Below are 18,285 nucleotides of genomic sequence, written 5' to 3'. Positions count from 1 at the left end.
CAGATCGGCCCGATGATGCTGCGCGGCAGAACACTTCGAACAATTTTCGCCATGACGCGATGTTGATTCGTTTTCTCAGAGGTCGGGTCGGACCCGAACTCGCATGTGATATAGCCCAAGAGGTGTTCCTGCGCGCGGCCACCAGCCCGCAACTGTCCAGCCTGATGAACCCCCGCAGCTTCCTTTTCTGCATCGCTCGAAATTTACTGATTGATGCCGCGCGTCGGCAGCAGTGCCGGGTAGTCACGTTGCCCCTGAACGAGGCGCGCGACGCGCACTGCGCCGCAGAGCAAGAATATGAACTTGAGGCCAGCGACCTGACACAATGCCTTGAACGCGCGTTGAGGCAGCTGCCCGAAAGGACGCGCACGATATTCCTCATGCACCGGTTCGACGAGATGGCGTATCGCGATATTCGCGGGGCTCTGGATATCTCCATGGCTGCTGTCGAATATCACATGATGAAGGCGTTGGCGCATATCCGTACCGTACTCGGCGAAACGCTTTAAAAATAGTTTCATCTGCAACTAAGGTAACCGGCAATCTCTGCGTCTATCCCTGCATGGCCCAAATTTAAAATGGTGGCCTGAAAAACAATCAGGGAGATATTGATGCAGCACAGACAAATATTTTCAGCCTTGCTGGCTGGAACAGTGTTTACCTTCGCTACGCAAGCAGTTGCCGCACAGGATGCGCCAACGGACAAATTAGATGAACAGGAAGGGACACCCAATCCTGCAGGTGCCGATGACAATATAGCGCCAGATCAAAGTGGGACCATTGTCGTAACGGGTTCGCGGATCCGGGGTGCAGCGGTTGCAAGCGATGTCATCACACTCGGCCAAGAAGCCATAATCGCAGCCGGACAGGTCGATCTTGGCGAGGCCATTCGCTCTTTGCCGCAGAACTTCGGCGGAGGTCAAAATCCAGGCGTTGGTAGCGGCGGCGGTCTTATCAACAACAACATTAATTCGGGTTCACATGCGAATCTGCGTGGAATTGGGCCGGATGCGACGTTGACCCTGCTTAACGGGCACCGTCTGCCTTATGACTCTGCCTTTGGTGGTGTCGATATCTCCGCTGTCCCGCTAGCTGCGCTCAATCGCATCGAAGTCGTGCCTGACGGCGCGTCGGCGCTTTACGGCTCTGATGCAGTAGCCGGTGTCGTCAACGTTATCCTGCGCAGTGATTTCGATGGTGTTGCGACCTCAGCGCAGATCGGTGCGAGCACGGATGGCGGCTATTTTCGACAGCAGGCTGATATCGTCGGTGGCAAGACCTGGAATGGCGGTGGCTTTCTCGTTGCCTATGACTTTGCGCACAATTCCGAGATAAGAGCCCGGAAACGTTCTTATGCCACTTCGCTCGATCCCAATGCCACTCTCTACCCGTCGTTGAGCCGTCATGCGGTAACATTTGCTGCCCATCAGAGATTGACCGACAATGTGGTGGCGAAAGTCGACGCGCTTTATGCGCGACGCAAGTCGCGCACCGAAAGCAGAACCGCTACTACTCAGTTTTCAATTGAACCCGAGACCGAGACCTACACAATAGCGCCATCAATAGAGATCAATCTGGGTTCTGACTGGCAGGTAAAATTGCTGGGTGTATTTGGCCGCGACCGGACATATTATTCAACGACAACAACGCCAGTTGCGGGAACGGCGAGAGTAGCGAACGGCTGCTATTGTAACGGTGTCACGGCTTTTGACGCCGGAGCTGAGGGGCCGCTTTTTGCGCTTGGGGGTGGAAGCGCTCGCCTGGCGATCGGGGGCGGGTTCCGGAATAATAGCCTTGACTATACCCAACTCGTGAACGGAACGCCGTCGGATGCTTTCGATGTCACACGCCGGAGCCGCTATGCATATGGCGAATTCTACCTTCCATTCGTTTCCTCCGACCTTAATGTTCCTGGCATCGACAGGCTCAGCCTATCGGCCGCAATACGTTATGAAGATTATCCAGGACTAGATCAGCTAGCGACACCGCGTCTGGGGCTGATATATGCACCGATCTCGGAGCTCACATTGCGTGCGAGTTGGGCACGCTCGTTCAAGGCTCCGACCCTTTATCAGCAATATATCCCATACGAAGCCATTCTCCTGCCCGGAACTGCGTTCGGAAACGTATCCAGCACGAGTACCGTTTTCTATACCGCCGGCGGCAACCCGGATGTTGAACCAGAGCACGCAAGCAGCTGGACAGGAGGTTTCGAACTGCGGCCACAGTTTCTTGAAGGTCTGACCGTTTCCGCGACTTACTATGATATCCGATACCGCGACCGGGTGGTCCGGCCGATCGCGGGTTCTATCGCGGCGGCATTCCGGAACCCCGGTTTCGCCACGCTCATCGACTTCTCTCCTACTGCATCCGAGCTTGCGGAGCTAATCGCAGGCGCGCAGATCGGTCTTCAGAACTTCTCTGGGCGCGCCTACGACCCTGCAAATGTCATAGCCTTCATTGACAATCGCAACGTCAATGTTGCTGCCCAGACCATAAGGGGGATCGATGCACGGCTTTCCTGGAATGGCAAACTCGGGGTTGGCACACTTGGTCTCGACCTTGATGCGAGCTGGCTTGAAAGCAGTCAGCTTCTGACAGATGAGCTTCCGGTTGTACAACTCTCCGGTACCGTCTTCAATCCTCCGAAATTCCGGCTACGGGCGGCAGCCAATTACCGGACAGATCGGTTTATGCTGACAACGGCGCTTAATTTCACCGGAGCTCTGAAGGATCAGAGATTTGCGATCGAGCGTCGGATCGAACCAAGCGCAACCGTTGATGTCGGGGCGAGCTACGACATAATCGCGGGCAGTGGCAGGGATGCAGGTCTTTCGGTGTCCCTGACGATCAACAACCTGTTCAACGACAAGCCTGAGCTAATCCAAACAACAGGGCCTACCGACACGCCATATGATTCCACCAACTTCTCTCCCATCGGTCGCTTTGTCGCGATCGCAATCCGGCAGCACTGGTAATGAATTTACTGTTTGCAGCGCTCGTCGCCAAGACCATCGTGCCGACTGTGGAGCTTCCAGAGACGCATGCCGACCCATGTATTAGCTTCAGCGAGCCGGAGGCGCACTCCGGCGCGATCCGGCTTATAAGAACGAGCGATCTAGTTGGTCTTGCCGATATCGGTCGATCCGACCCCTATGAGTCACCAAGTCCGTTCGGCATCTCGCCGGATGGCAAGCGGATTGCATTCGTTGTTCGCCGTGCAAATGCAGCGGAAAATCAATATTGCCAGCAGTTGATGGTGATGCCCATCGGCGGTGGTAATGCGCCGCGGGAACTTGACAGGGGCGGAGCCTTGATCAGGAATGATTTCGAATTGCGCAAATTCGTATCGATCATGGCGGGCTCTGCAAAGGTGATCACCCCCCGATGGTCGCCTGACGGTCGCCGCATCGCATTTCTGAAGCAAGAAGGCAAAACATCACAGGTGTGGCTGGTCCACAGCGAGGGCGATAAACCTGCGTCGCGTGCAACCGATATGCCTGACAATGTTGACGATTTTGCCTGGACCGAAAGCGGCGAGGCGCTGGTGGTGGCGACCCGTCCTGGAATAAGAATACAGGCCGAAGCCATAGCGCGGGAAGCCCGGAGCGGGTTTCTGTTCGACGAGCGGTTTGCACCTGACAAAGCCAACTTTCCCATCCCGATCGAACCGGTCACATATGCATATAATACGGTTGAACTTGTGGCAGGGGAGACGAGACAATCGACACCCGCCGAAATTGCCAAGCTCAGGCCTGAACGGCCAGAAGGCGCGCCCCGAAATATGAGGAGCTTTGTCAATGGCGCCGGCGGGGTTGCTGCCTGGCGCGAGCCAATCCATCCAAGCGAACTGCTCAGTCCTACAGGGCTGACATTAAAACAAGCAGATGGACGAATTTTGAAATGTGAGGAGCGCTGCAGCGGCACGAAGCAATTATGGTGGTCGGTTGACGGCAGCAGTCTCTATGCCATCCAGAAGACGGGGTGGGGCGGAAGCCAGACGGCGCTTGTGCGCTGGAAGCTCGGAGCCGAGGCGCCGCGCCGGATCATGATCACGGATGACGCATTGGTTGGTTGCGAACTGGCCGGAAAGGAGTTGATTTGCGCGCGCGAAGGCGCGCTTCGCCCAAGACGGGTGGTTGCCATCAATCCCGACACGGGCCGCGAGCGGCTGATCCATGATCCCAATCCGGCCTTTGGACGGATCAAGTTGGGCGCAAACCAGCGATTCAAGTTTCGCAACAGCTACGGCGTCGAAAGCTACGCAGATCTGGTGCTGCCTCCCCTTCACAGAGCAGGCGCCAAGCATCCGCTCGTGGTGGTGCAATATCAAAGCCAGGGTTTCTTACGCGGTAGCACGGGCAACGAATTTCCGATTCAGTTGTTAGCGGCCAAGGGATTTGCGGTTCTGAGCTTTGACCGGCCTGATTTCGTACCGGAGGCAATGGCCGGTAAAACCGAACTCGAGTTAGGCAAGGCGAACCGGGCCGACTGGATCGACCGGCGCAATGTTCATTCGTCGCTGGAGATGGCAGTCGAACAGGCGATCAATTCCGGCACGATAGACAGCACCAGAATGGGAATTACGGGTTTCAGCGACGGAACGGCGACAACCCAGTGGGCACTGATCAACTCTTCGCTATTCAAAGTGGCCGCTCTCGGTACCTGCTGCGAGGATATGTGGGCATTCCCGATCGCCGCCGGCCCGACCTTCACGCAATATGGGCGCGAGATCGGTTACCGATTTTCGAGCCCGGCGTCGAAGATCATTGGAAGCCATTGTCGCTGTTGCTCAATGTCGACCGGATTAATGTTCCCATCCTCATCCAGTCTCCCGACAGCGAATATGAAGGGAGTCTCGACGTCCTCGAATTGTACAAACATCGCGGCAAGGCGATAGAGCTTTATGTGCTGGCAGGCGAACCGCATGTTAAATATCAGCCTGCACACCGGCGCGCCACATATGAGCGATCGACAGAATGGTTCCAGTTCTGGCTCATGCAGCGTATCAACTGTGATCCGGCAAAGGCGGATCAATATGCGCGTTGGATGGCAATGAAAGATGCGCCCAAGGCCGAAGAACTGAGATGCGAAAATGGGCCATCAATTTTGCCATGACCGCGCCCAGCTTTCAGCTTCAGCCAGATCTAGCAGCCGGTAAACGATATCGCCGCCCGAGATGACGTCGGTGTTCAGCGCGTCATGCACTGCAGAGCGGTCGATGACTCCGTGCTGCGCGAGTAGACCATCCATTAGGAGATTACGGATGGTGGGCCGATGTTGGTCGAAGCTTCGCCGGATGAAGCTGTCGGGTCCAGATTTCGACGTGCGTGTGAGGATTTCGTGCGGCAGTTCGGCAGCGAAGGCCGACCTCGCGAGTGCGCGGTTGATGCCGCCCTCGGGCCATATCCACGTCGGGATTCCAAGGCAAAATTCGATCAATGGCTGGCTCATTATCGGGGAGAAGCGGGGTAGCCCGCAGGTCGTGAGGCCATGTACATGATGTTGCGCCCTCATGATAAGCGCCAGATGGTCTCGTTTGCCGCCATGTCGGCCAACGTCCGTCTGAAACCAGGGTGTAAGCGGTTCGATCTCCTCATGCACCTCGGGCAGGCCAGCCAACAAACTGATATCGGCGGGCCATCTGGGAAATTCCCGCCGACTCAGCCGCCGCATCATCGCCCGCGCCATTGTCGGCATGTCGCATCCGGTGACACGGCACATATCGAGGAAGGTCAAAAAACTGCCCCGTCCTAACCCCTCGCACCGAATTCGGTCGACAACAGGCGCAGAGGAATGAAGGAAGCAGAACAGATTGTCACCACCATTGCCGTCGAAGATTACGCTCGCCCCAACGCTCCGCCCAGCCTGGAAAAGCGCGGTATCGAGCGCTGCCATAAAGGCTTTGCGGGTTGGGCGCGCCAGTCCAGCTGACACCCCGCGCTGCGGATCGACCGTCGCGGGGTCGTAAACCGCTGATTTCGTTTGGACTCCAAGATGATTGCCAAGCATGTTGACGAATGCGCGTTCATCGCCGCTCGCATCGTCGGTCGAAACGGTAGCACATGTGAAACTCTCGTCACCGGCTTTAAGCGCCGCGCATATGAACGAGGAATCTACGCCACCCGAGGCTGCGACCGCCACCGGCCCGAGCATCTTCGCCCACGCGCCGATCACCGGAATGGCGATGTTTCTGAGTTCTTCGGCTGCTTCGTCAAATGACATTGTAATTCTGCCCGGCATGAAATCGTCCGGACGCCAAATTCTCTCACCTCCCAAAGATCGCTCGTCAATTCGGACCAATTCACCCGGTGGCAGTTCAGTGATACCGACAAGACATGTTGAAATCTGCCGTAGCTCGGGCCGCAACAAACATGAACGGAGGCCCTGCCAAGATACGACCAGAGGCGCACTGGTCACTGTTCTAACAAGGTCTGGATGGGACGCTAAAATGATATGGGTGAGGGTTTTGCTACGATATACCGGGCACAGACCCGACGGATCGACGATAGCCGCAATTCGACCTGTCGCGCGATCAGATAATAATGCCACATATCCGCCCCAACAGGCGCGCATCAGCCACGCCGCCAGCGAGGCAGGCCCGCCTTTCAATGGCGCATCTGGCGGAAGGCAACGAAGCGGGGTTGTCGACGTCTTCGAAAACACCAAACCAACTATTTGCCCTGCGTCACCCAGATCGATAATGGGGACGCCATGGTTAGTCCAAAGTCGCGGGCCTCCCGCGCAAACTTGATCAAGCTCCACGGCCGCTTCGATCTTCTCGAAAAACTGAGGCTTTTGAAGTGGGGCGGCCAGAACGAAGCGAAGCGCTTTCATATGAACAGGATCGGTTTGTAGCGAAGCACCTCCTCGACACTGTCGTTCAAAATCTCGTCACCTGCCTGCGCCCAGCAATGCGCTCCAAAAGGGGCCAGCCTGACCCCGAGAACGACATGTGCGCGAACGCCGCGCGATGCCAGACACAGCGACAGTGCTATCGAACGGGCCAAACAGCGCTCAGCCGCTGTCCGCAGGAGACGGGCATGTTCGAAGCCGCGGATGGTGCAGGAAGCGATGTTGCTGGCAGCAGGCAAGTTTCCAGTGCGCGCGTCCCTGATCCGACAAAAGTCATTAATGACTGAACAAAAGGGCTGCTTTGCAAGCCGCCATTCAACCCAGCGCTGCACCCAAAGGGCGCGCGCCACTTCAGCCATCTGGAAAGAGCCGAAGCCGATTGCGGGGCTGGATCGAGTGGGCGGCGTCCACTTAGACAGTCCTGTCAAAGCCACAGGCTGGTGCCAGCGGCCAAATGCAGAACGGTCGATTGTTTCGAGCGTCTCGAGATTTTGGGCGTTGGTTAAGCGGAAATACCGGTCTTTCGAGAGGTCGAGGAAGACCAGCGTTTCATTGATCTCGCACCAAGCCAGATCAGGGTTCTCTAGAAATGACATTGCAGTGCTGGCTGGCAACGGGGCACGAACCACCGGCCCGCACCCCGTCTGGTTCAATCGTCGGCGATACCGGTTGCATAAACCAGCTTGCCGCCGCTGCCATCGCTTTCGAAGATGGCGTCACCCTTGGTTTCGACCGAAGCCTGACCAAGATCGACAACCGTGTCGTCATTGATGTCAAAGTCCTTCATTGTTCTTCTCCTTCATTGATTGCGACTCCAACAGCCGCAACACAGAAGATGAGCGGGTCTAATTCGATTATCTATTTTATAATCATTTTATAATCGGACCGTTGAATCTTTGAATCGAGGGAACCGGGTATTGGAAGTACATGTTGGGATGTACACCGATACCTTTAGCTTTCGCCTGGACATCCGCACCGGTACCCGGTCAAGAAGCTTAGCAATAAAGATATTCTTGCCTTTTTCAATACGACGGCACCCGCACAGATCTCGATGAAGCTGAGCAGGTCAATATCGAGGTAGACCCGACGTCGCTGCGTTTCCGATCTCCTGACAGAAGGTTTTGTGGTCAAACTGCGCAAGCGGATGTTCGGCGACATATGGTCGTGGGCGTTCTGATCTCGAACCGCGACGATGCCGGATGCCGACACGACATTGAGTCTCACTGTGCAGGCGTAACCGATAGATCAAAAGCACGGACAGTACGGACCACTATGTCAGAAATATCGTACGATACCACTTGCCAATGTAAGCGCGAGACTCCACGATAGGGATAGATATGCGCACCGACCTCGATCACCTTCCTGCCGCCAAGCAACGCGAGATTGACCGCGTGAAGGCAATCATCTTCGAAGAGTTTGAAGACGCGCTGGCGCTCGCACAGCATGAGTGGAAGAAGAAGGGGAAGATCGAGAAGATCATACTCTATGGCAGCTACGCAAGGGGCGGCTGGGTCGATGAGCCGCATACGGCCAAAGGCTATCGCTCCGACTTTGACATTCTGATCATCGTCAACGACAAGCGCCTGACCGACAAGGTCGATTACTGGCTAAAGCTCGACAACCGGCTGATGCGCGAACTGGCCATCGACAAGACACTGCGCACGCCGGTTAATTTCATTGTCCACACGCTCGGTGAAGTCAATGACGGCCTCGCGCATGGCCGCTACTTCTTCATGGATGTCGCAAAGGACGGCATCGCTCTCTACGAAGCCGATGGGCGTCAACTTCACGTTCCCAAGCCGAAAACGCCTGAGCAGGCGTTGGCCATGGCAAAGGAGTATTTTGAGGAGTGGTTTCCTGCGGCAGGTGGGCGACAGAAAATTGCGAATTTTGCAATCGTTGAAGGGTTATATAAACACGCAGCGTTTGAATTGCACCAGACAGCCGAGACGCTTTATCACTGTGTATTGTTGGTCTGCACATTCTACACACCACATGTTCACAATCTCGGCTTTCTACGAACGCAGGCCGAGCGTCTTGATATGCGCTTGGTTGACTGCTGGCCGCGCGAACTTCGACCGGATCGCGCGCGGTTCGAGAAGCTGAAAGAAGCTTATGTAAAGGCGCGCTACTCGAAGCATTACCGCATCAGCGAGGAAGAACTTACATGGCTGGGCAAGCAGATCGAGGAACTCGGCCGCGTGGTTCACACAATCTGTTTGGGACGGATCACCGCACTGGAAAATGAAGTTCAGGCAACCGAATAATTCGGACTTCATGCGGAAGGAGTGATCTGCGCTTAGTGCCGACAATGGCATTGATGAAGTAGTTAGGAATGCCGAGTCGGCGGTTCGAGCCTTGGCGGAATTCCGGATTGTCGATGACCCTGACAGACTGGCATTAAGGCGGCGATCTCGCTAAACGGTCATTTGTCCGCCGCCGCGATGGCAGCTTCGCGCCCAATTGTCGCCATTCCGAAGGAAGAAGCTCGTTCATGGAAGTGGCCATTGCCTAAGCTCGCTGCGCTTACACCATTATGGCGGGAACTGGGTGGTTAGCGGAATGGCAGGTTTTCGGGATGGTCGAGTGGCAATTGCAGACATAAGTCCACCCGGATCATTCCTGGTTATTTCTTGCTTACCGAGGCAATCCGGTTGCCCGCATCGCTTGCCTCAAACTCGAAAGTGACCGCGTCTCCTACCGCAACCTGACTGCGGACTTCCGGTGCGGCATCGAAGGCCATGGTCATGGCGGGCCAATCCAACGCTGGGACCGGTCCGTGATCGAGAGTGATCGTGCCAGCTTCGGTATCAATCGCTGTCACCGTGCCCTCCGCGCTCGCGGTTCGCGCTGCGCCGGATTGTATCGTCGGCATATTCTCGCCATCCATCGGCGTTGCATCGGGCCCCATCGGCATGCCTTCATCTTCCATTGGCATTTCAGTATCATTCGCATTGTCACAAGCAGTCAGGGACAGGGGCACGGCCAATAAAGTCAGCCAGGTTAGACTAGGCATTCTACTTCTCCTTCAGTTGTTGTGGTCTTGGTAGCCGGGGGCGTCGCAGCAAAAGATAGGCTGCGGGTAATACGAACATCGACAATAAAGGCGCGGTGATCATGCCGCCAATCATCGGCGCGGCAATACGGCTCATCACTTCGGAGCCCGCGCCCGTGCCGATCAGAATCGGGAACAGGCCAGCGAGGATAACCGCCACGGTCATTGCCTTGGGCCGCACGCGCAGCAGCGCTCCTTCGCGGATCGCGGCGCTAACATCTTCTGCGGTATGTTCACCCTCCCGCCGGTCGAGCGCGGCCTTTAGATAGATCATCATCACCACACCAAATTCGGCCGACACCCCGGCCAGCGCAATGAACCCGACCGCCGTCGCCACCGACTGGTTATAGCCCATCAGATATAGCAACCAGAATCCGCCCGTCAGCGCAAAGGGCAGCGTTCCCATGATCAGCAGTGCTTCATCCAGCCGGCGGAAGATCAGGTAGAGCAGCAGGAAGATGATCGCGAGCGTGGCCGGGACCACGACCTGCAGCCGTTCATAGGCCCGGGTCAAATACTGGAATTGCCCAGCATAGGACAGGCTGACCCTGGCGGGAGTTTTATCTCGCTGGCGACGACTTGCTGAATGTCCCCGACTACCGAGGCAAGGTCGCGCCCGCGCACGTCGACATAGACGTAGCTGGTGGGTCGGCCCTGATCGCTTTTGAGCATGGGCGGGCCATCGCTGATTTCGATCTGTGCGACCGTACCGAGCGTGATCTGCTGCCCCATCGGCGTCAGCAACGGCAGTTGGCGCAGTTCGCTGACACTGTCACGAATTTCGCGCGGATAACGGACATTGATCGGGTAACGCGCCAGCCCTTCCAAGATGCGGCCGATATTGGCTCCGCCGATGGCACCGGAAACGATCTGCTGTACATCGGCGATGTTGAGACCATATCGCGCCGCTGCCATCCGGTCGATATCGACATCTATGTAGCGCCCGCCGGTGAGCCGTTCCGCGAGCGCCGAACTGACGCCAGGTACTTTTTTGGCAACGCTTTCCACTTGCAGCGCAATACGCTCCAGTTCCGCTAGGTTTTCGCCCGATACCTTGACCCCGATTGGGCTCTTGATCCCGGTCGCCAGCATATCGATACGGTTGCGGATCGGCGGGACCCACACATTGGCAAGGCCCGGCACCCGCACTACCCGGTCGAGCTCCTCGACAAGCTTGTCGGCGGTCATCCCTTCGCGCCATTGGTCCTGCGGCTTGAACTGAATGGTTGTTTCGAACATCGTCAGCGGCGCGGGATCGGTCGCGGTATCCGCCCGGCCGGCCTTGCCGAACACGGTTTCAACCTCAGGCACAGACTTGATCAGCCGGTCGGTTCGCTGGAGCAGCTGCGACGCCTGACCGGGTGACAGGCCAGGCAAGGCGCTCGGCATGTAGAGCAGATCGCCCTCGTCCAGCGGTGGCAGAAATTCGCCACCTAGCCGCGAGAACGGAATGACAGCGGTGAGAAAGACAAGCGCTGCGATAATCAGCGTAGCCTTCGGGCGCCGCATCACCCAGTCGAGGCCCGGACGATAGGCGAGGGTCAGGGATCGGTTAAGGATATTGCTATCCTCGCGCGGGATCTTCCCGCGGATCAGCCAGCCCATCAGCACTGGGACAAGTGTGATCGACAATATGGCGGCGGCCGCCATCGCATAGGTCTTAGTGAAAGCGAGCGGAGCGAACAGCCTACCCTCCTGCGCCTGCAGGGTGAACACGGGTAGAAAGGATAGCGTGATAATCAGCAAGCTGAAAAACAGCGCCGGGCCAACCTCTTTCGAAGCCTCCGCCACAATCCGCCAGCGCTCATTACTTGAGATGGCAGCATCAGGATTTTCCTCCGTCCAACGTTCGATATGTTTATGGACATTCTCGATCATCACGATGGCTGCATCAACCATCGCGCCAATGGCAATGGCAATCCCGCCCAGCGACATTATATTCGCATTTACTCCTTGAAAGCGCATGACAATGAAAGCCGCCAGTACCCCAACTGGCAACGTTATGATCGCGACCAATGCCGAGCGCGCATGCCACAGGAACAAGGCGCAAATGATGCCGACTATGATGAATTCCTCGATCAGCTTGGTGGTCAGGTTACTGACCGATGCGTCAATCAGTTGCGAGCGGTCGTAGGTGGTCACTACCTCGACACCCTCGGGCAGACTGGCCTGCAATTCGTCCAGCTTGGCTTCAACCAATGATATGGCAGTGCGCGCATCGGCCCCCTGGCGCAGCACAATGATGCCCCCGGCAACCTCGCCTTCCCCGTTAAGTTCGGCGATCCCGCGCCTCAGTTCCGGTCCGAGCTGGATATGCGCGACGTCAGCGAGGGTGACCGGCACCCCGCCGGATGTCGTCTTGAGCGGAATTTTCCGGAAATCCTCCAGTTTGCTGAGATAGCCAGAAGCGCGCACCATATATTCGGCCTCACCCATCTCCACAATCGACCCGCCGGTTTCCTGATTGGCCGACTGGACCGCGCTGACGATTTCACCATGGGTCACTCCGAGCGATGCCATGCGGTAGGGGTCGAGCACGATCTGATATTGTTTCACCATCCCGCCCACGCTGGCAACCTCGGCCACGCCGGGAATGGTCTTGAGTTCATAGCGCAGGAACCAGTCCTGCAGGCTTCTCAGCCCCGCCAGATCGTGGCCGCCGTTGCGATCGACCAGCGCATATTCGTAAATCCACCCTACCCCGGTCGCATCGGGACCGAGCGCCGGGGTCACGCCATCAGGTAAATCGCCCTGAACCTGACTGAGATATTCCAGCACGCGCGAGCGCGCCCAGTAGAGATCGGTCCCGTCTTCGAAGATGATATAGACAAAACTGTCGCCGAACATCGAATAGCCGCGGACCGTCTGCACACCGGGCACCGACAGCATGGTTGTCGACAGCGGATAGGTGACCTGGTCCTCCACAATCTGCGGTGCCTGCCCAGCAAAGTTCGAGCGGACGACAACCTGCACGTCGGACAAATCCGGCAAGGCATCGACCGGCGTGGTGCGCACTGCCCACATGCCGGCTAAAGTGATCGCGATGGCGGCCAGTATCACGAACAGCCGGTTTGCGATCGAGGCGTCGATGATCCGTGCGATCATTGGCCGCGCTGCCGGATCGAGACAATCCGTGGTCCACTGTCAGCCTGGACAAAGCTGAAGGTCACATTATCGCCGCGTTTAAAACCCCGTAACTGAGCGGGTCTTTCGATTGCGAAAGCCATGGTCATCGCCGGCCAGTCGAGCGCCGACACCGGCCCATGACGCAGGGTTACGCTGCGCGCGGTGATTTTCTCGATCATACCAGTGGCACTGTAGCTCTGCGGCTTTTTTGATCTCCGGCGTCTTTTCCGCTTCCGGCCTGCGCAGCTGCGCCAATCGGTCGGACATCAATGCCGCCAAGGCTGGCTTCGGAATCAAGCAGGAACTGGCCCGATACAACCACTTTCTCGCCCGGTGCCAAACCAGCGATAATCTCGGTCTGGCCGTTCGCTTCGCGGCCTATGCGAACTTCTGCAGGGCGGAACCCGCCTTCGCCTTGCGAAAGCATTACTAATGTGCGCTTCCCAGTGCGAATGACTGCTTCTGAAGCTATCAGCACAGCCTCGCGTCGCTCGGGCGAGAGCGACACCTTCGCGAACATACCCGGCCGCAGCTTGAGGTTTGGATTGGGCAGCTCCGCTCTTACGGTCAGCGTCCTGCTGTCGGCCTGCGCGCTTGGCAGGATGGTCGTGATCCGGCCGGTGAACAATTCGCCGGGATAGGCCGTCAATGTGGCGCGAACGGTTTGCCCGATCCTGACAGCACCTGCCTGAATTTCGGGGACAGCCACCTCCAGCCAGATCGGGTTGAGACCCGTGATTTCGGCCAGGGTCTGGCCGCTGCTCACACTCATGCCCGGCCGCACCGCAAGCATGGTGACCGCGCCCGAAGTAGGCGCGGTGATCGTGATGACCGACCTTGGGCGGCCGCTGCGGACCACTGCAGATATCATGCTCTCCGGCATCCCGAGCAGTTGCAACCGCTGACGGGCGGCGCGGGTGAGTGCCTGGTCGCCGGTTGCGGCAACTGCCAGATATTCGCGCTGTGCGCCGCCCCATTCCGGGATCAGCAGATCAACCAGCGGCGCGCCGCGGCGGACGATATCGTCCGGAGCAAGGCCATAGGTTCGCTGGACAAAACCGCCCGATCGCGGCTGCACCACCGACATCTCGCGGACGTTGTAGGCGATTGTACCGGTCACTGTCGTTTCGGTTTCAAGCACACCCATTGCAGTCTCTGCTGTGCGAATGCCGAGGTTTTGCACGAGCGACGGATCGATGCTGACCCCTGCCTGCGCTGCCCCGCCGCCCGCGCATTTGGGGACCAGTTGCATATCCATGAACGGCGACTTGCCGGGCTGATCAAACCGCTGGGCCGGCACCATGGGATCATACCAGTAGAGCACGTCCTCGCAGCCTGCCTCTGCTGCGGCGTTGCCGTTAGCATTGTCGTTCCTGTCGCCGAGGAAAGACAGACCATAGCCAGCCGCCACACCGATCAAGGCAATCGCCGCAACCCCCGCAAAGGTGCGCTGGCGCGAAGACAGCGATATCATGTTCATGGCGTTTCCTCCGAATAGGTAAGGCGCAGCTTGGCGGCGGCTTGAACCGCAGCTTCTTCCCGTTCAAGAATTTCAAGCTCGATCAACGCGAGCGCCGTTCTGGCGGAAATGACGTCGATAAGATCCGCGCGCCAGCGGCAAAGCTGGCGGTTTCAAGGTCAGTCCGGTTGCGCGCCAGCGGCAGCAGTTCCTCGCGCGCGCGCTGCCACTGACGGACCGCGCTGCGCCACATAGCGAGGTCGATCTCAAATTGGGCGGTGACCTCGCGCGATGCATCCTCTCGCTCCGCCATGGCTGCCATGGCCTGAGCTTCAGCCGCCGCGATACGTGGCTCCTGCCGGCGATCGGTGAACAGTGGCAGCGTAATCGAACCCATGACCGAAACGACATTGCCAAAATCGGGATTGCGCCGTCCGAAGCTTGCATTAATACCAAAATCAGGCCGTTTGTCCGCGCGGGCCAGTTCGATTGCCGCTGTCGCACGGCCTTCGGCTGCATCCGCCGCGACAATTTCCGGATTGCGTGCAAGATTCGCGCGCAACCGCACCGGATCCACCTCAGCGGACGGGGCCGAACCTAGCGCAACTGCACCTTCGCGAGGGATATATCGGGCGAGCCGCGCCTGCGCGGCCTCCTGATCGGCCTCGATCCGGGTGCTGGCATCATCGATGCCAAGTAAAGCCCGGCGGACTTCGAGGCTTTCGGCGGGCCGCGCTGATCCCGCTGCAACTGCGCTGCGCGCCACTGGGACCAGCGTGCGCAAATCCTTGAGCGCGCCTTGCGCAACGGTTTGCCGTTGCTGCGCATAGCTGAGTGAAATCCAGGCTTGGCCGGCAGCCAAGACCACGTCGCGACTCGCCATTCCCAGCCGCGCTTCCGATACACGGACATCCGATGCAGCCATGCCTGCCCGCGCGCGCCGCTTGGCGAGATTGGGGATCGCCTGTTCCACTCCGACCTGAATCTGGCTGGGCAGCTGGCGGTCGAGATTGAAGGCCGCCGGGCCGCTGACTGGCATGTTTACAATTCCTCCTCTCAACACCGGATCGGGCAGTTCATCCGCTGCCTCGGCGGATTGGCGCTGCGCTTCAACCTGCAACTCGCGCGCTTCAAGCACGGGTTGCTCCATCCTTGCTTGCCGCAACGCCTCTTCATAACCGATCGGCTGTGCCTGAGCGGCGGGGACCGCAATCAGCGCAGCCGCCGGCACCCAAAAAACTTTCCAGTCCATTAAATTTGCCTCGCGTTGGTCCTGTGGCGGACAAGACGATCAAAGAAGCTGCATGACCATCACGTGGTCATACAGGCGCAGAAGTCGGCAGCAGCGCAGGCGCGGGGGATTTACCCCCGCAAAGCGCTGTTACGTCAAGTGCATCATTTGTGGAGGAGGAGATTCGGGCAGCGTCAGCTTGCCATGGAGCTTAGCTGTCAATGCCGCTGTAAATGTCGCAGTGGGAATAGGCGGGGCGAGAGTGATCGCTGAAACCCCGGAAAAGGAAAGCGGTGCAATGCAGCCCATGGCTACAAGACAGCCAAGGGTCATGTTCTTGCAAGGGTTTTCGTTGTCATGACCCTTTCGAGCGTCCGGCTGACTGGCGTCGTGAGACGCCATCTCGGCACAATCCATGGTCTGGGTCATTTCGTCCTGCGGCATCGCGGCGGCGTAGGCCGCACCTTGCACAAACAGACTGAAAAGGCTGCATATCAGGGCAAGAGATTTAAAAAATGACACTTGCTGGGCCTAAATGACGGGTGTGCCGATTGCAACAAATTTCAAAGCAATTGCTTTCCTTTGAACCGTCCGAATGAAGTCTACGCCTAAGTGTAGGAGCAAGACATGCGATGTGTGGCTCGGCTTCACACCCGTCTCTCCTGTTCTTGGGAACTCATTTGTGGGGCGACCCGGCGCCATGAGAAATGGCACGCCGAGGCGCGAGGCGAATCGCATTACCGTATCAAGGCGGATTCCGGATTATGGTGAGCCGACATTCTGGTGGTGTGCTGATCGGTTATCTCGTGATGCCCTCGTTCTGTGTTACGAGTTCGCCGCGTGCCTGATTGAAAACCTCAACACTACCCCAGATCGCGAGGCCGGCCATAACGCCCGCAACGAGCAAATCGGGCCAAGCCTGCCCGGTGCCGAACACGCCGAGTGCAGCTGCCAGAACTGCGATGTTGCCGATTGCATCGTTTCGTGAGCAGATCCAGACCGAGCGCATGTTGGCGTCGCCCTCCCGATAACGAAAGAGCAGCAGTGCGACCGCAATATTGACGATCAGCGCCAGCGTGCCAATCAGGCCCATGGTCTGCGGCTCAGGACTCGAGCCGACGACAAGACCGTAGATCGCATATCCTATCACCCATAGGCCGAACGCGAGCATCGTCGCTGCCTTGAACAGCGCTGCTCTTGCTCGCCATGCCAGAGCCATTCCGGCTACGCCGAGGCTGATCGCATAGTTTGCAGCATCGCCGAAAAAGTCGAGAGCGTCCGCCTGGAGCGCGCGGGAATCGGCGGCGACCCCGGCGATGATTTCGACTACGAACATGGCGGCGTTGGCGACAAGAGCGATCCATAGGATCACGCGCCAGCGTGGATTGTTGAGCGTGCTCTGGGCGGGATCGGGGGGCTGACAGCAGGATTTTACCATACCGTTCTCCTTGCAAGGTTCGAGTCGCAGCGGTATATGGACCCTGTAGCTACTACAAGGTCAAGCAATGCGTATCGGCGAACTGGCAAAGGCCACCGGGACTAAGGCGGAAACCATCCGCTATTACGAGCGTGAGGGGGTCCTGCCTGCTGCAGACCGGACTGACAGCAATTATCGTGACTACACCGACGGGCACTTGGCGACATTGACCTTCGTGCGACGTGCGCGCGAGCTCGGCTTCAGCATGTCGCAGGTAAGGGAGTTGCTTGCCCTTTCCGACCATGACGATAAACCTTGCGAGAATGTCGATCAGCTTGTGCAACGCCAGCTGGTCGAGGTTAAGCGAAAGATTGCCGACCTCTCGGCGATGCGAGATGAATTGGCTCAATTGTTGCGATCCTGCCAGTCAGACCGGATTGGCGAATGCCGGATCGTGGAGAGCCTTGGACGGCGAAATTGAAAGTAAAGTCAGGCGGGTCGCGGCCCCCACAGGATAATTGACGCGCCGAGCAGACAGATCGCCACGCCTGTTACATCCCATCGATCGGGCCTGACTCCCTCCGCGATCCACAGCCAGCCAAGCGCAGAGAAAATGTAGATGCCCCCATAGGCAGCATAGGTTCGACCTGCGTGCTCTGCGTCGACCAGTGTCAGTAGCCATGCGAAAATGCACAGCGAGAAAACGCCCGGCACAAGCCAAAGTGCCGACCGGTCGAGCCGGAGCCATGCCCAGAAGGCAAAGCATCCGGCGATTTCAGCCAGAGCTGCTGAGAGATAAACAACATAGACCATGGATTGGAGGCTTCGCATAGAAAACAGCGCGCAACAATCGCGAAGTGCTCATCCAAGTCTGCATGGAGAGGGTCAGTTGGGTTAGCCAGACATGAGTTGCAGAACCTCAGCGGAACATTCGCTTTGAAGCCAAGAGACCTGAGCAACGACTTTCTATTTTCTCGGAATAACGAGAATCAATCGTGCCCTTCAACATATGATAAGACTATAAACATATGCCAAATGTCCGTTTCGCGCCCCGTTGTTGCCGTTCCCGCGAACTATTCTCGATACTTATTGTGTTGAAAAAGTCCGGCTCGGCGGTGACGGCGCCAATTTTCAGTAATAAT

Annotated in this window: 16 protein-coding genes and 1 pseudogene; 6 read left to right on the top strand and 11 right to left on the bottom strand. The window is 57.7% G+C overall.

Translation table 11 applies throughout. The features are described from left to right. The 4 genes from C8024_RS09325 to C8024_RS09310 all read left to right on the top strand — a co-directional run. Positions 1–509 (top strand): RNA polymerase sigma factor (locus C8024_RS09325; protein ID WP_173204359.1); only part of this gene is annotated, 509 nt, incomplete at its 5' end. A gap of 102 nt (positions 510–611) precedes the next feature. After that, a complete protein-coding gene (locus C8024_RS09320) occupies positions 612–2,978 on the top strand; it encodes a TonB-dependent siderophore receptor (protein WP_173204357.1) in 2,367 nt (788 codons plus the stop codon). Beyond that, positions 2,978–4,900 carry an Atxe2 family lasso peptide isopeptidase gene (locus C8024_RS09315; RefSeq protein ID WP_173204355.1) on the top strand — a complete coding sequence of 641 codons (1,923 nt, stop codon included), beginning with the start codon at positions 2,978–2,980 and terminating at the stop codon, positions 4,898–4,900. Before C8024_RS09320 ends, C8024_RS09315 begins: the two co-directional genes overlap by 1 nt. A gap of 8 nt (positions 4,901–4,908) precedes the next feature. Then, positions 4,909–5,118, top strand: a complete 210-nt coding sequence (locus C8024_RS09310; protein ID WP_173204353.1) for a hypothetical protein — start codon at positions 4,909–4,911, stop codon at positions 5,116–5,118. Here C8024_RS09310 and C8024_RS09305 read toward each other — a convergent pair. Genes C8024_RS09305 through C8024_RS09295 form a run of 3 tightly spaced genes read right to left on the bottom strand, consistent with a single transcriptional unit; the run spans position 5,104 to position 7,642 of the window. After that, positions 5,104–6,837: an asparagine synthase C-terminal domain-containing protein gene (locus C8024_RS09305; RefSeq protein WP_173204351.1), complete on the bottom strand. Its 1,734-nt coding sequence runs from the start codon at positions 6,835–6,837 to the stop codon at positions 5,104–5,106. The two genes, C8024_RS09310 and C8024_RS09305, sit on opposite strands and share 15 nt — an antisense overlap. Next, a complete protein-coding gene (locus C8024_RS09300) occupies positions 6,834–7,451 on the bottom strand; it encodes a lasso peptide biosynthesis B2 protein (RefSeq protein ID WP_173204349.1) in 618 nt (205 codons plus the stop codon). The genes C8024_RS09305 and C8024_RS09300 overlap by 4 nt, the downstream gene beginning before the upstream one ends. A 53-nt stretch (positions 7,452–7,504) precedes the next feature. Next, positions 7,505–7,642, bottom strand: coding sequence for a benenodin family lasso peptide (locus C8024_RS09295; RefSeq protein ID WP_173204347.1), 138 nt, complete (start codon positions 7,640–7,642; stop codon positions 7,505–7,507). A 550-nt stretch (positions 7,643–8,192) separates the two neighbouring features. On the opposite strand from C8024_RS09295, the gene C8024_RS09290 reads away from it, so the two are divergent. Then, complete coding sequence (locus C8024_RS09290; protein ID WP_173204345.1) at positions 8,193–9,122, top strand: nucleotidyltransferase and HEPN domain-containing protein; 930 nt, start codon at positions 8,193–8,195, stop codon at positions 9,120–9,122. 359 nt (positions 9,123–9,481) lie between these two features. Here C8024_RS09290 and C8024_RS09285 read toward each other — a convergent pair whose 3' ends face one another. The 7 genes and pseudogenes from C8024_RS09285 to C8024_RS09260 all read right to left on the bottom strand — a co-directional run bounded on the left by C8024_RS09285 (position 9,482) and on the right by C8024_RS09260 (position 17,164). Next, positions 9,482–9,871: a copper-binding protein gene (locus C8024_RS09285; RefSeq protein WP_173204343.1), complete on the bottom strand. Its 390-nt coding sequence runs from the start codon at positions 9,869–9,871 to the stop codon at positions 9,482–9,484. After that, positions 9,859–13,015, bottom strand: a pseudogene (locus C8024_RS09280) (efflux RND transporter permease subunit). Before C8024_RS09280 ends, C8024_RS09285 begins: the two are co-directional and overlap by 13 nt. Then, entirely contained in the window at positions 13,012–13,215 is a 204-nt protein-coding gene (locus tag C8024_RS23290) for a copper-binding protein (RefSeq protein WP_367947254.1), read from the bottom strand. Before C8024_RS23290 ends, C8024_RS09280 begins: the two are co-directional and overlap by 4 nt. Next, entirely contained in the window at positions 13,212–14,516 is a 1,305-nt protein-coding gene (locus C8024_RS09275) for an efflux RND transporter periplasmic adaptor subunit (protein WP_367947253.1), read from the bottom strand. Before C8024_RS09275 ends, C8024_RS23290 begins: the two co-directional genes overlap by 4 nt. 82 nt (positions 14,517–14,598) lie before the next feature. Further along, positions 14,599–15,747 (bottom strand): TolC family protein, encoded by a 1,149-nt coding sequence (locus C8024_RS09270; protein ID WP_254305758.1) that lies wholly within the window; start codon positions 15,745–15,747, stop codon positions 14,599–14,601. A gap of 129 nt (positions 15,748–15,876) precedes the next feature. Beyond that, complete coding sequence (locus C8024_RS09265) at positions 15,877–16,248, bottom strand: hypothetical protein (RefSeq protein WP_173204341.1); 372 nt, start codon at positions 16,246–16,248, stop codon at positions 15,877–15,879. Between the two features lie 277 nt (positions 16,249–16,525). Beyond that, entirely contained in the window at positions 16,526–17,164 is a 639-nt protein-coding gene (locus tag C8024_RS09260) for a cation transporter (protein ID WP_173204339.1), read from the bottom strand. Between the two features lie 67 nt (positions 17,165–17,231). Here C8024_RS09260 and C8024_RS09255 point away from each other — a divergent pair, with 67 nt between their 5' ends. Further along, complete coding sequence (locus C8024_RS09255; RefSeq protein ID WP_173204337.1) at positions 17,232–17,624, top strand: helix-turn-helix domain-containing protein; 393 nt, start codon at positions 17,232–17,234, stop codon at positions 17,622–17,624. Between the two features lie 8 nt (positions 17,625–17,632). On the opposite strand, the gene C8024_RS09250 is transcribed toward C8024_RS09255, so the two are convergent. Then, positions 17,633–17,956 carry a YnfA family protein gene (locus tag C8024_RS09250; protein ID WP_173204335.1) on the bottom strand — a complete coding sequence of 108 codons (324 nt, stop codon included), beginning with the start codon at positions 17,954–17,956 and terminating at the stop codon, positions 17,633–17,635. Positions 17,957–18,285 lie beyond the last annotated feature (329 nt).

Origin of the sequence: Sphingopyxis sp. BSNA05 (genome assembly GCF_013265645.1) — a bacterium.
Classification (GTDB): domain Bacteria; phylum Pseudomonadota; class Alphaproteobacteria; order Sphingomonadales; family Sphingomonadaceae; genus Parasphingorhabdus.
The sequence above is the reverse complement of the archived record's forward strand: the minus strand, read 5'-3'. Positions and strand labels throughout refer to the sequence as shown.